The following is an 11,951-nucleotide window of genomic DNA, read 5'->3' as shown; positions in this document are numbered from 1 at the left end:
GCGCCGGAAGGGCGGTTCGGGTGGTGGTCTCAAAAAGAGACCAGCACTAAAATAGGAATTGACCCGGTGCCGTAAAGAAGGCAGTTTTTGGGGAGGTAGGCACACGCAGGGAACCAGCCATGGACAGCCGGACCGTCAATCTGAAATCCAAACTCGAAGTCTACAAAGCGATGACCGACGGCGGAAACATTGCCGATTGCCCGGTCCGCGACGTCATCCAGGGCCTCAATGGCAAATGGAGTTCGCTGCTGACGGCGGCGCTGGCCGAGCAGCCTTATCGCTTCGGCGAGCTGCGGCGGCTGGTTCCCGATATCTCGCAGCGCATGTTGACCCAGACGCTCTACGATCTGCAGCGCGACGGCTATGTGCGCCGCGAGGTGTTTCCGACCAAGCCGCCCAGTGTCGAATACAGCCTGACCGACCTTGGGCGATCGATGTTCGACGCTTTGCAGTATCTGCTGCAGTGGGCCGAAAACAACCATGACGCAGTGCGTGGCGCGCGCACTGCCTTCGATTCGACGCAAGCTTGACCAGCAGGCTAGCGCTCGGCGTCGCGACTTGATTTCGTCCGGCGGCTGAAGGATTGTCCCGGCCAATCGGCTTGGGGGCAGCGGCATTTCCTACGGTATCGCAATCGCCGGCGCTGGTCCGGCCGGGCTCGCCGCGGCGCTCTATCTCAAGCGCGCCGGCCACCGCGTAACCATCTTCGAGCGCTTCGAGGAACCGAGGCCGGTCGGCTCCGGGCTGATCCTGCAGCCGACTGGGCTGACGGTGCTCGCCGATCTCGGCCTGCTCGACGACATCATGGCGCTGGGCAGCAGGATCGACCGGCTGCATGGCGTCGATGCGTCGAGCGGCCGCACCGTGCTCGATGTCCGCTACGATGCCCAGCGCGGCAACCGTTTCGGCCTGGCGGTACACAGGGCCGCCCTGTTCGGCGTACTCTTTCGCGCTGCCCGGCGCGAGGCGATCCCCATCGAGACCGGCGTCGAAATCGAGGCCCTGGAGACCGGCGAGCGGGTCACGCTGATCCGAGGCAACGGCCGAAGGGAAGGGCCGTTCGATCTGATTGTCGACGCCAGCGGCGCGCGCTCGAAGTTGCGGCGGTGCGCCGGCAGTGCCGAAGCGCCACGGCCACTCACCTATGGCGCGTTCTGGGCATCGCTCGGCTGGCGCGGCGAGGGCTTTGACGAGCACGCGCTTCTGCAGCGCTACCACAAGGCCAGCGTGATGATCGGCGTGCTGCCGATCGGGCGGCCCGAGCCGGGCGCCGAAAGGATGGCGGCCTTCTTCTGGAGCCTGAAACCGGCGGATGCCGATATAGTCCGCAGCTTCGGCATCGATGCCTGGAAGGAGCGGGTGGTGCGGCTGTGGCCGCAGGCCGAGGCGTTCACCAGCCAGATCGACAGTTTCGACCAGCTTTCGCTGGCCCGCTACGGCCATCACACAATGAAGTTTCCGGTTGGCCGGCGGTTGGCGGTGATCGGCGACGCCGCCCATTCGACCAGCCCGCAGCTTGGCCAGGGCGCCAACATGGCGCTGCTCGACGCCGCGGCACTTAGCTATGCGCTGGCGCGAGCGGACGGCGTGGAGACAGCGCTGGACGCTTATGCGCGAGCGCGGCGCCGGCATGTCAGGGTCTTTCAGGCACTGTCGCTGGCGTTCACGCCCTTCTACCAGTCGGATTCGGTGGCACTGCCCTTCATCCGCGACAGGCTGGTGGCGACGATCGCCAAGATCCCGCCGGCGCCGCGGTTGCTGGCCACGATGGTCGCCGGCACGGTGATCGATCCGTTCAGGCGGGCTGGGCTTGCCGAAGCGCGATGGCCGGATCGCCTTGCCGAATGAGGCTCGATAGAAAAGATCCCTTCGCCCGCAGGAAGGCATGCAGGCGCTGCGGATAGTCCGGCGCCACGGCCTGCCTGATCGACGGACGGTCACTCAACGCACTGCGCCAAGCCTGGACAAGCGGCTTGCCGTCAAGAATACCGAAATCGCCGATCCGATCGAAGGCGTCGAGGTAGCGGAAGACCGGACCGTAAACGGCATCGACGAGGGAAAAGCGGCTGCCAGCGAACCATGGCCCGCTCCGCCCGGCGCCGCTCGGCAGTTCAGCCTCAACACGGTCGAACATCGCCGATAGCGCGCTGGCTTCGGCGAGGAAGCCGGCCTCGCTCGGCGCTGAATAGAACCGGCCGATGGTGTTGAGGATGGCTGAGCCATACTCGATCCAGGCACGGTGCCGGGCGCGTGCATAGGGGTCGGCGGGATGGAGGGGATTGGCCTGCGTTTCCTCGAGGAATTCGAGGATGACCGCGGATTCGAAGATTATCGTCTCGTCGCCATTTTGTCGTACGCGCAGCAATGGCACCTTGCCGAGCGGCGAGATCGCCTTGAACCAGTCCGGTTTGTCGGCAAGGTCGATGTCGATCCGCTCGAACGGCACGCCTTTCTCGGCCAGCGAAATCGCGGCGCGCTGGACATAGGGGCAGAGCGGATGGCTGACGAGAACAAGGGTGTCGGCGGGTTTCATAGGAATGTGCCTTTCGATATCGATGCAATTGCATTTATGTAGATGCATGTGCATTGAACGTCAAGCTTGATGCATCTGCATCTATCGCCTAGGGTGGGCCATGACCGAAAAAGCCAAGCCTTCGCCTGAAGCCATCAAGGCCTGGGCCCGCCTGATGCGGGTTTCGCGCCAACTGCTGGAACGGGCCGAAGACGCGCTGAAGGAGGGCGGCCTGCCGCCGCTCGCCTGGTACGATGTGCTGCACGAGCTTGCCGAGGCGGGCGAGGGTGGGTTGCGGCCGTTTCAACTGATCGAACGCACCCTGTTCGCGCAGTACAACATCTCGCGTCTATTGGCTCGGCTCGAGGCCGACGGGCTGGTCGAGAAACTGCCGGTGGCCGACGACGGCCGTGGCCATCACATCCGCATCACGCCCAAGGGACGGGAGACGCGCCGCCGCATGTGGGCGATCTATGGCAGGTCGATCGAGGAGTTGGTTGGCGCGAAGCTGTCGTCGGATGAGCTGAGCACGGTCTCGGCACTGCTGGGCCGCCTGCGTCATCTGCCTACCGGGGACTGAGCATGCGGACTGCGCGGCTGCGCGGACATCAGCGGATTTTTTCTTCTTTGCCCTTGCGCCGCTCACCGGATTGCGCAATATGCCGAACCGTAACGTACGGTACGGCAGGTCGAATTCACGCCCTGCCTTGTCCTTCCGAGGGAAGAGCGTGTTGCACAGCGTGCCCGACATCGACAACAGCGAGGCGCTGACGGAGCGGCAGCAGGCCGTCCTGGACGCGGCTTTGCGGCTGCTGGTTGAGGAGGGCGATCATCTGACCATGACCGCCGTGGCGCGTCGCGCGAGCTGCTCGAAGGAAACACTCTACAAATGGTTCGGCGATCGCGACGGACTCTTGACGGCGACCGTGCAGTGGCAGGCCTCGAAAGTGCGGGTGGCTTCGGTCGACGGCAAGGGGCTTGACCTTGCCTCGCTCACGGCGAGCCTGGAGCGCTTTGCCTCCGACTGGTTGAAGGTGATCTCCAGCGATACGTCGATCGCCCTAAATAGGGTGGCGGTCGGCCATGCCGGTTCGGGGAAGGACAATCTCGGCGCCGTCGTGCTGGAGAATGGGCGCTTTGCGCTGGCCAAGCGGCTGAAGCCCGTGCTGGAAGCCGGCCGGCAGGCCGAGCTCCTTGAATTCGGGGATGCCGAGATGGCCTTCCGTACCTTTTTCGGGCTGGTTGGCCGGGACGTGCAGATCCGCCTGCTGCTCGGCGACCGGCTGGAATTGACTGAAGCGACGATCGGCGGCGATGCCGTCCGCGCGACGCAGCAGTTTCTCGCTCTTTTCGGAGCAAAAACCGGGCCGCAAGGCCTCTGATCTTCAAAAACGGGAAGGAAGACAAAATGCGTGTCTATTACGATCGTGATGCCGATCTCAACCTGATCAAGGGCAAGAAGGTCGCCATCATCGGCTATGGCAGCCAGGGCAGGGCGCATGCGCTCAACCTCAAGGATTCCGGCGCCAAGGAGATCGCCATCGGTCTCAAGGCCGGCTCGGCGACCGCCAAGAAGGTCGAGGCCGACGGGCTCAAGGTGATGAGCGTCGCCGACGCCGCCAAATGGGCCGATCTGATGATGATGGCGACGCCCGACGAATTGCAGGCCGACATCTACAAGAACGAAATCGCGCCGAACATCCGCGACGGTGCCGCGATCGCCTTCGCGCACGGTCTCAACGTGCATTTCGGCCTCATCGAGCCGAAGTCGACCGTCGACGTCGTCATGATCGCGCCAAAGGGCCCGGGCCACACGGTGCGCGGCGAATACCAGAAGGGCGGCGGCGTGCCGTGCCTGGTCGCCGTCAACCAGGACGCCTCGGGCAACGCGCTCGATCTCGCGCTTTCCTACGCCTGCGGCGTTGGCGGCGGCCGTTCGGGCATCATCGAGACCAATTTCCGCGAGGAATGCGAGACCGACCTGTTCGGCGAGCAGGTCGTGCTGTGCGGCGGCCTGGTCGAACTGATCCGCGCCGGCTTCGAGACGCTGGTGGAAGCCGGCTATGCGCCGGAAATGGCCTATTTCGAGTGCCTTCACGAGGTCAAGCTGATCGTCGACCTGATCTATGAAGGCGGCATCGCCAACATGAACTACTCGATCTCGAACACCGCCGAGTGGGGCGAATATGTCTCGGGTCCGCGCATCATCACCGCCGAGACCAAGGCCGAGATGAAGCGCGTGCTGAAGGACATCCAGACTGGAAAGTTCACCTCGGAATGGATGCAGGAATACCGCGCCGGCATGTCCCGCTTCAAGGGCATCCGCCGCAACAACGACGGCCACCAGATCGAGGAAGTCGGCGCCAAGCTGCGCGCCATGATGCCGTGGATTTCCAAGAACAAGCTGGTCGACAAGGCCAAGAACTAATCTCCGTCTCACCGGACGTGATGTACGGGGGGCAAAATGCCCCCCGTAATCAGTAGGCTAGCCGCTGATGCGGCGACAATGATCGCATTTCGGGAGTCCACCGGTTCCAGAAACCACGTTCTTGAGTTCGATATTGTTGCCTTCCGTGCACTTCGTTTCATCGTGGTACACGTTGCGATCACTATTCGCCTTGGAGTGCCACGGGCTTTTCTTGGACATAATTTTCCTTTCCGCGACGCGTTGTCGACGCGGTTGTGAGTTGAGTTCAGTCGTGTAAAATGAGGGAGTCGAATTGGCTGACGGCGCTAACGCACCGTCAACCAACGCCGGCTAGACTGGGACAACTAAAGCCATAGGTTTCGCGGTCCTTGCCGCCTCCTTCCGGTTTTGGCTCTGTGATGCGGCCGCTGGCTAGGCATTCACCGCATCACACTCGATCTCGAAGGCGCCCCGCAACGCCGGGCGCCTTCGTATTATCTTTCATCGTCTGACAAATCTTCGTGTCGGTCCATTTCGCCTCCGAGGTCATCGGAGGTCGAAAGACCGACCCCGTCCACTTCATATCGACCATAGCCGATCCGCTTCAGCCGACCCTTGCGCGTTAGATAGCCAAGTGCGTTGTAGACTTCCTTGGGAGCGGCGCCGACGCGGTCTTCTACGTGCTGCCTCACTTCCGCAACTGTGAACTCTTCACGGTGTTTCATCAATGAGACGACACTGGAGAGGACGTCGCCGGCCTTCGGCGAATCTGGCGTGCCAACCACCTTCAAAAGCTCACGGGCCACGAGATCTCTTTGCGCTGCTGGGAGCGATCCAAGCAAGGTCTTGATAAGGGCAAGAGTCTGCTCGGCCTGCACAGTTTCCTGCGAGGCAGTTGACTTCGACGATGCGTTCGGAAAACGGGCAACGTTCGACATGACTAAAGTATGTCACAGCATACTCTCAGTGTCGAATCGCATCTCGGAGGGTGCGCTAACCTGGGGAAAAGTTCAACGATTTTTTCCGCATCCCCTAGCTGTTGATGTGGAAATCCTCAGAGCTACCAACTCTAGCTTGCAGCGGAGTCTGACTCGTAATATTTAGCGACCTCAATGGCCGGTTCGTATTGGGGTCGTTCGTTCCACCGAATCATTTAGCTTACGAAAGGGCGAAGGTTGCGAGCGCGGCTGGACATAATGCCAGCGATGATTCAGTACCACCCCTGCAGAGATGACCTCCGCGAGGCGCTTAATCTCGCCAAACGAAAACGGCGCCGCAATGCGACGCCGTTCTGGTGTGATCGGCTACAACTCAACTATAGGGCGACCAGCACTGCTGGCGCGGGCCGTTATAGGGTTGGAACGTGTTGTCGTAGGCGCGATACGAGCGGTAGCGGTTATAGCACCATTGCACATGCGCGTTCGACAACCGGCCGGCGCGATAATAGCGGCGCGGCGCCGGCGCATAGTAATCGTAGTTGTTGTAGTTGTTGTACATGCTGCCGAGGCCGAGCCCCAGGCCGAGACCGAGGACCGCGGCAGCGCCATCATCGTAGTAGCGTCCGCCACGATAATAATGACGGCCATGGCGCCAGCGCCAGTTGTCGCCGCGGTTCCAGTTGCCGCCACCGTTCCAGTGGCGGCCGCTCCAGTTGCCTCCGCCATTCCAGTGGCGGCCGTTCCAATTGCCTGACCGGCGCCATCTCCAATCGCCGCCGTTGTTTCCGCCAGCCCAGCCCTCGCGGACCGGGATGACCGTCGGCGCGGCGGTGCTGGCCGGGATCGACACATCCGGCTGCAGAATCGGCGCGGCAGCGGATGGCGCCGTGATGCCGGAGACAATACCGAGCGCTATCAGCCCGGATTTGACAGTGGAAGAAAAGAGCGCGTTCATTGCACTTCTCCAAGAGAACAGGCCCCACGCCTACCCTGGGAATGGGCTTACCGTGGACCTTTGCGTCTGAACGGCGGATGAACGGAAAGGTTCCGTCAACCATGGCGCGAAAGCCACCAGAACCAAGGGATCCCTGCTTGTGGTCCTGCGATCTTGTTTTCCGCCGCTCTTGCAGGCAAAGGTCAGCGCATGTCGCTGCGCCTTGCCACCTTCAATGTCGAGAACCTGATGAACAGGTTCGATTTTTCCGGCTTTCGCAACCAGCTCAACGAGGATCGCACGCTGGCGCTCTTCGATATCCAGAGCGAGGCCGAATACAAGATGCTGGAACAGGCGCGCGCCATCGCGCAATCCGACGACACGCGCCAGCTGACGGCGTTGGCGATTGCAGCCGCCCGTGCCGACATCATCTGCATGCAGGAGGTCGACAACATCGAAGCCTTGAAGGCCTTCGAGTACGGCTATCTGTTCAAGATGGTGGGGCAGGGCTACCGCCAGAAATACACCACGTCGGGCAATGATTCGCGCGGCATTGATGTCGCGGTGATGATGCGCAACGAGACCGCGCAGGGACAGCCGATCGAATTCGTGCGCATGACCAGCCACGCCTATGTCACCTACGAGCAGTTCGGGTTGCATACGCCCGAGCTGGCGGCCCTCGGCAACCAGCCCAATGAACGCATCTTCCGGCGCGACTGCCTGGAGGTCGACATCAAGGTGGGCGGCGCGCCGATGACGCTCTATCTCGTGCACTTCAAGTCCATGGGCTCTCCCCGCAACGGGCTCGACGGACGCGAGGCGACAATGCCGGTGCGCATCGCGGAGGCGCAGGCCGTGCGGCGCATCATCGAGGAGCGTTTCGGGGCGGAGCACGCGGCCGACAAGCGCTGGGCGATCTGCGGCGACATGAACGATTACCGCCAGCGGGTGAAGATCGCCGGCGATGAGGTCGACGGCTACCGTTTCGAGGTGGTCGACGAGAACCTGTCCTGCATCAATGTGCTGACGGCGGGCGGCTTCTGTGAAAATGTGGTCGAGCGGCGGCCGGAAATGAACCGCTGGACCTTCTATCACACACGCGGGCCGCAAGAGCGGCATCTGTGCCAGCTCGACTATATCCTGCTGTCGAAGGGGCTGGCGGCGAAGAACGCCACCGCAGTTCCCGACATCATCCGCAATGGCCAGCCCTGGCGCACGATCTTTCCCGCGGGCCAGGAAGTCGAGCGCTTCCCGCGCGCCGGCTGGGACCGGCCAAAGGCCTCGGACCACTGCCCGGTGGCGATCACGCTGGACATGGCCTGAGCCGACATGAGTTTTGATCTTCCGCGCAATGTCATCCTGCCGGTCGATGCCATCGATGTCCGTCTCGATCCCGGCCCGCATCCCTTCGCGGTGGAGAATGCCGCGGCGATTGCCGAGAACTGGCGGGGCGAGATCGAGGCCAATCCGGCGCTGTTCGACGGCATTGTGGTGCTGCTTTCCGAGCTTGCCTATCGCGACCGCAGCCTTATCGGCCGCTGCCATGCGGTCAATTACTCGACCTTCATGCTGTGGCGGAAGCGGCGCGAGAATTCCGGCGCCGAACACGCCTATGCCCATGCCGTGCTGGTGGCCGGGGACAACGCTCTGGTGGCGATCCGCATGGGACCGCGAACCGTCAGTGCCGGCCGGGTCTATTTCGCCGCCGGTTCGTTCGAGCCGATCGATTTCCGCGACGGTCTCGTCGATGTCGATTTCAACATGATGCGCGAGGTGCGCGAGGAGACCGGCATCGACCTGTCGGATGCCAGGCGTGGTGTGCGCTGGCACGCCCTGTCGACGGCAAGCGGCACCGTCATCTTCCGCCGCTATCACGTCGACGCGCCCGCCGATGAGATCGCGCGCCAAATCTTGGCCTTTGTCGCCACCGAAGCCGACCCGGAGATCGAGGGGCCGGTGATCATCCGCCATGCCGGCGACCTGCCGGACGGCCTGTCGCCGCACATGAAGCCGCTGATCGAGTGGCATTTCGCGCGCGCAGACTAATATCGATGCGTACCAGTTGTATCTGATAGCAGATTTTCTATACTGATAGCAGTGACATCATTGCAGATTGGAATGATATCGATGAGCGCCGTCACGATCCGCAATTTGCCAGAGGAGACGCTCCGCGCCTTGAAGGTGCGGGCTGCGCATCATGGCCGCAGCACTGAGGCCGAAATGCGTGAGATCCTGGAAACGGCCGTGCGGCCGGCCAATCGGGTCAAGCTCGGTTCGCTGCTCGCCGCCATCGGCCGCGAGGCCGGATTGTCGCAAGAGGATGTCGATACCTTGCAGCAGCTCCGCGACAAAACACCGGGCGAGCCGGTGCGGTTCGAATGATCCTCATGGACACCAGCGTCATGTCTGAGCCATGGAGACCTGCACCCGATCCTCGCGTCATCGCGTGGATCGACGTCCAGGCCGTCGAAACTCTATATCTTTCGGCCGTCACCGTGGCTGAGTTGCGTTTCGGGATCGCGGCCATGCCTTCCGGCAAGCGCCGCACGATCCTGCATGATCGTCTTGAGCAGGACGCGTTGCCGTTGTTTGCGGGCCGCATTCTGCCGTTCGACCTCGACGCGTCGCGCGCCTATGCCGATCTCATGGTACAGGCGAGAGCCGCAGGCAAGGCAATCGGCAACGCTGACGGTTATATCGCGGCGACCGCCGTAGCGCACGGTCTCACTCTCGCCACACGTGACACCGGTCCATTCGCGGCCGCCGGTTTGAACACCGTCAATCCGTGGGAAAGCGCGTCGTAGCCTTGCCTGCCACTGAAACCGTACGTCGGTGCCGCGACCATGTCGTGGAGCGGCCAGGCCCTATGATGTCTTGCTTGTGAGTGCCTTGCGGTCGTTGCGCGCGGCGACGAAGAACAGGATGAAGCCGATACCCAGCAACCCACCCATGGCCATTCCCATCGTCTGGCCAACGACCGCCTGGAAATCGGCGGTGACGCGATCGGGATTGGTCATGCCGTAGCGGGCGAGATACCACCAGATGCCTGCAAGGGCGGCCTCGATGATGATCATCACCAGGATCACGCGCGCCTTCTTGCTCATCAGCTGCTCCTCGACCAGATATGCCTTGGCATAACATCGCCAACACAGTGACGATAGGTTGGGCAAGGCGGAAACGTCGAAGGTTGTGTAAAACCGGCCCGGAGTGCCGGACGCCCTCGCAGCTTGCCCTTTTACTCGTGACGCAAGGCGTCGATCGGATCGAGCCTGGCGCCGCGCAGCGCCGGGAAGAAGCCGAACACCATGCCGATCAGCGCGGAGAAGCCGACGGCAAGCAGAATGACGGCCGGGCTAGGCGCGAAAGGTATGGTCAGCGTCACCGAGGCGAGGCCGGCCAGCGCCAGCCCAATCAGGATGCCGATGATGCCGCCAAGCAGCGACAGCACGGTCGCCTCGACCAGGAACTGGATGAGGATGTGCTTTTCATGCGCGCCGATGGCGAGCCTGATGCCGATCTCGCGCGTGCGTTCGGTGACCGACACCAGCATGATGTTCATGATGCCGATGCCGCCGACCAGCAGGCTGACACCGGCGACCGCGCCCAGCATGCCGGTCATCGTCGTGGTGGCGCTGGCCATGGCGTCGGCGATCTGGGTCATGTCGCGGATGGCGAAATCGCTCTCGCGGTCGGGCGTGATGCGGCGCGCATCGCGCAAGATGTCCTCGACGCGCGGCTGCAATTCGGTGGTCGGCGTGCGGTCGTCGGCGGCGATGTAGATGTTGTCGATGTCGCGATTGCCGGCGATGCGGCGCTGATAGGCGGCGAGGGGCATCAGCACGACATTGTCCTGGTCTTGGCCGAAGCCGGTGTAGCCTTTCGGCTCGAGCAGCCCGACGATCCTGCAGGAGGTGCGGTTGACGCGGATGATCTCGCCCTCGGGATCGCCTGCGCCGAAGAATTGCTGGCGCACCGTCTCGCCGATCAGGCACACACCGGTGCCGGAGCGGGTTTCGGAATCGCTGAACGGGCGGCCGGACACCAGTTTCCAGTCGCGTGCGTCGAGATAGGCGCTGTCGGTGCCGGTGACGCCAGAGGTCAGGCTCTCGGTGCCGAAGATGACGCGCACCTGCTTCTGCGCCGCCGGCGAGATGGCGCGCGCACCGGTGAGATGCGCAACCAGCGCCGCCAGATCCTTTTCCGCCAGCGGCCGCACCGCCTGGTCGAGCCCGCCCGGACCGCCGGGGCCGGCCGGGCGCCCGGCTCGGACGACCAGAAGATTGCTGCCGAGCTTGGAAATGTCGGACTTGACCTTTTGCGTAGTGCCGGAGCCGATGGTCAGCATGGCAATGACGGCGGCAACGCCGATGACGATGCCGAGCAAGGTCAGGAACGAGCGCAGCACGTTGCGGCGGATCGAGCGCAGCGAGAGGCGGACGGTTTCCCAGATCATGCCACCTCCATATTCATGGTGTCGGAGGCGACATGGCCGTCGAGGAAGCGGATGGTACGCTCGGCATATTCGGCGACATCGGCTTCGTGGGTGACCATGGTGACGGTCAGGCCAAGCTCTTTGTTCAGACGCGTCAGCAGCTCCATGATCTCATGCGTGCGTGCGGTGTCGAGATTGCCGGTCGGCTCGTCGGCGACGAGCAGCGTCGGCCTGGTGACGATGGCGCGTGCGATCGCCACGCGCTGCTGCTGGCCGCCGGAGAGTTCGGCCGGCGTGTGATGCTCGCGGCCGACAAGGCCGACCTCGGCCAGCGCCTGCATGGCGAGGTCGCGGCGCTCGCGGGCGGCGACACCACGATAGATCAGCGGCAGTTCCACATTTTCGGCCGCGGTGGTGCGTGCCAGCAGATTGTAGCCTTGGAAGACGAAGCCGACATAGAGGTTGCGCAGCATGGCGCGGCGGTTGCGGTCGAGCCGGCCGGCATCGACGCCCATGAAGGAATAGGTTCCGGCCGTAGGCGTGTCGAGGCAACCGATGATGTTCATCGCCGTCGACTTGCCGGAGCCCGATGGGCCCATGATGGCGACGAATTCACCGCGCCGGATGGCAAGGTCGACTCCGGCCAGCGCATGCACCTTGGCTTCGCCCTGGCCGTAGCTCTTCCAGACCTTGTCGAAGGTGATGAGGGGGGCGCCCGCGGCCACTGC

The 11,951-nt window shown here is 63.1% G+C and carries 15 protein-coding genes; 9 read left to right on the top strand and 6 right to left on the bottom strand.

Translation table 11 applies throughout. The features are described 5' to 3' along the window. The first annotated feature begins 119 nt into the window (after positions 1 to 119). Together LB557_RS21710 and LB557_RS21705 are read left to right on the top strand one after the other, a co-directional pair. Positions 120 to 530, top strand: coding sequence for a winged helix-turn-helix transcriptional regulator (locus LB557_RS21710; protein WP_015317307.1), 411 nt, complete (start codon positions 120 to 122; stop codon positions 528 to 530). Positions 531 to 582: 52 nt separating this feature from the next. Beyond that, a complete protein-coding gene (locus LB557_RS21705) occupies positions 583 to 1,848 on the top strand; it encodes an FAD-dependent oxidoreductase (RefSeq protein WP_224643554.1) in 1,266 nt (421 codons plus the stop codon). Here the strand turns inward: LB557_RS21705 and LB557_RS21700 are convergent. Beyond that, positions 1,796 to 2,533 (bottom strand): glutathione S-transferase family protein, encoded by a 738-nt coding sequence (locus LB557_RS21700; RefSeq protein WP_224643551.1) that lies wholly within the window; start codon positions 2,531 to 2,533, stop codon positions 1,796 to 1,798. The two genes, LB557_RS21705 and LB557_RS21700, sit on opposite strands and share 53 nt — an antisense overlap. 100 nt (positions 2,534 to 2,633) lie before the next feature. Here LB557_RS21700 and LB557_RS21695 point away from each other — a divergent pair, with 100 nt between their 5' ends. The 3 genes from LB557_RS21695 (at position 2,634) to ilvC (ending at position 4,940) form a co-directional block, all read left to right on the top strand. Beyond that, entirely contained in the window at positions 2,634 to 3,092 is a 459-nt protein-coding gene (locus LB557_RS21695; RefSeq protein WP_224643552.1) for a MarR family winged helix-turn-helix transcriptional regulator, read from the top strand. 148 nt (positions 3,093 to 3,240) lie between these two features. Then, complete coding sequence (locus tag LB557_RS21690) at positions 3,241 to 3,894, top strand: TetR/AcrR family transcriptional regulator (RefSeq protein WP_224643553.1); 654 nt, start codon at positions 3,241 to 3,243, stop codon at positions 3,892 to 3,894. A 26-nt stretch (positions 3,895 to 3,920) separates the two neighbouring features. Continuing rightward, positions 3,921 to 4,940, top strand: a complete 1,020-nt coding sequence (gene ilvC, locus LB557_RS21685) for a ketol-acid reductoisomerase (protein WP_140788742.1) — start codon at positions 3,921 to 3,923, stop codon at positions 4,938 to 4,940. 473 nt (positions 4,941 to 5,413) lie between these two features. Here the strand turns inward: ilvC and LB557_RS21680 are convergent, their stop codons facing one another. Further along, positions 5,414 to 5,857 (bottom strand): hypothetical protein, encoded by a 444-nt coding sequence (locus LB557_RS21680; RefSeq protein ID WP_224523253.1) that lies wholly within the window; start codon positions 5,855 to 5,857, stop codon positions 5,414 to 5,416. Between the two features lie 373 nt (positions 5,858 to 6,230). After that, entirely contained in the window at positions 6,231 to 6,812 is a 582-nt protein-coding gene (locus tag LB557_RS21675; protein ID WP_140724080.1) for a BA14K family protein, read from the bottom strand. A 189-nt stretch (positions 6,813 to 7,001) separates the two neighbouring features. Between LB557_RS21675 and LB557_RS21670 the strand changes: the two genes are divergently transcribed. From LB557_RS21670 to LB557_RS21655, 4 genes are all read left to right on the top strand, one after another. Further along, complete coding sequence (locus tag LB557_RS21670; RefSeq protein ID WP_015317313.1) at positions 7,002 to 8,114, top strand: endonuclease/exonuclease/phosphatase family protein; 1,113 nt, start codon at positions 7,002 to 7,004, stop codon at positions 8,112 to 8,114. A 6-nt stretch (positions 8,115 to 8,120) separates the two neighbouring features. Then, the gene (locus tag LB557_RS21665) at positions 8,121 to 8,837 is read left to right on the top strand and encodes a hypothetical protein (protein ID WP_224643848.1); all 717 of its coding nucleotides are present in this window, start codon (positions 8,121 to 8,123) and stop codon (positions 8,835 to 8,837) included. 81 nt (positions 8,838 to 8,918) lie between these two features. Continuing rightward, the gene (locus LB557_RS21660) at positions 8,919 to 9,173 is read left to right on the top strand and encodes a FitA-like ribbon-helix-helix domain-containing protein (RefSeq protein ID WP_140615778.1); all 255 of its coding nucleotides are present in this window, start codon (positions 8,919 to 8,921) and stop codon (positions 9,171 to 9,173) included. Then, on the top strand, positions 9,170 to 9,595 hold the full coding sequence (locus LB557_RS21655) for a type II toxin-antitoxin system VapC family toxin (RefSeq protein ID WP_224643849.1): 426 nt from the start codon (positions 9,170 to 9,172) through the stop codon (positions 9,593 to 9,595). The genes LB557_RS21660 and LB557_RS21655 overlap by 4 nt, the downstream gene beginning before the upstream one ends. Positions 9,596 to 9,655: 60 nt before the next feature. Here LB557_RS21655 and LB557_RS21650 read toward each other — a convergent pair whose 3' ends face one another. From LB557_RS21650 to LB557_RS21640, 3 genes are all read right to left on the bottom strand, one after another. After that, the gene (locus LB557_RS21650; RefSeq protein WP_140615780.1) at positions 9,656 to 9,895 is read right to left on the bottom strand and encodes a hypothetical protein; all 240 of its coding nucleotides are present in this window, start codon (positions 9,893 to 9,895) and stop codon (positions 9,656 to 9,658) included. Positions 9,896 to 10,026: 131 nt separating this feature from the next. Next, the gene (locus LB557_RS21645; RefSeq protein ID WP_224643850.1) at positions 10,027 to 11,244 is read right to left on the bottom strand and encodes an ABC transporter permease; all 1,218 of its coding nucleotides are present in this window, start codon (positions 11,242 to 11,244) and stop codon (positions 10,027 to 10,029) included. Next, positions 11,241 to 11,948, bottom strand: coding sequence for an ABC transporter ATP-binding protein (locus LB557_RS21640; protein WP_140714721.1), 708 nt, complete (start codon positions 11,946 to 11,948; stop codon positions 11,241 to 11,243). The genes LB557_RS21645 and LB557_RS21640 overlap by 4 nt, the downstream gene beginning before the upstream one ends. Positions 11,949 to 11,951: the final 3 nt, after the last annotated feature.

Origin of the sequence: Mesorhizobium sp. BR115XR7A (genome assembly GCF_020165315.1) — a bacterium.
Taxonomy (GTDB): Bacteria; Pseudomonadota; Alphaproteobacteria; order Rhizobiales; family Rhizobiaceae; genus Mesorhizobium; species Mesorhizobium australicum.
This window is presented reverse-complemented; position numbering and strand designations above follow the sequence as displayed.

Excerpts from the sequence above, each read along its gene's own strand:
- LB557_RS21710 (WP_015317307.1), top strand. The coding sequence starts at position 120 with ATGGACAGCCGGACCGTCAATCTGAAATCCAAACTCGAAGTCTACAAA.
- LB557_RS21700 (WP_224643551.1), bottom strand. The coding sequence starts at position 2,533 with ATGAAACCCGCCGACACCCTTGTTCTCGTCAGCCATCCGCTCTGCCCC.
- LB557_RS21695 (WP_224643552.1), top strand. The coding sequence starts at position 2,634 with ATGACCGAAAAAGCCAAGCCTTCGCCTGAAGCCATCAAGGCCTGGGCC.
- ilvC (WP_140788742.1), top strand. The coding sequence starts at position 3,921 with ATGCGTGTCTATTACGATCGTGATGCCGATCTCAACCTGATCAAGGGC.
- LB557_RS21680 (WP_224523253.1), bottom strand. The coding sequence starts at position 5,857 with ATGTCGAACGTTGCCCGTTTTCCGAACGCATCGTCGAAGTCAACTGCC.
- LB557_RS21675 (WP_140724080.1), bottom strand. The coding sequence starts at position 6,812 with ATGAACGCGCTCTTTTCTTCCACTGTCAAATCCGGGCTGATAGCGCTC.
- LB557_RS21670 (WP_015317313.1), top strand. The coding sequence starts at position 7,002 with ATGTCGCTGCGCCTTGCCACCTTCAATGTCGAGAACCTGATGAACAGG.
- LB557_RS21665 (WP_224643848.1), top strand. The coding sequence starts at position 8,121 with ATGAGTTTTGATCTTCCGCGCAATGTCATCCTGCCGGTCGATGCCATC.
- LB557_RS21660 (WP_140615778.1), top strand. The coding sequence starts at position 8,919 with ATGAGCGCCGTCACGATCCGCAATTTGCCAGAGGAGACGCTCCGCGCC.
- LB557_RS21655 (WP_224643849.1), top strand. The coding sequence starts at position 9,170 with ATGATCCTCATGGACACCAGCGTCATGTCTGAGCCATGGAGACCTGCA.
- LB557_RS21650 (WP_140615780.1), bottom strand. The coding sequence starts at position 9,895 with ATGAGCAAGAAGGCGCGCGTGATCCTGGTGATGATCATCATCGAGGCC.
- LB557_RS21645 (WP_224643850.1), bottom strand. The coding sequence starts at position 11,244 with ATGATCTGGGAAACCGTCCGCCTCTCGCTGCGCTCGATCCGCCGCAAC.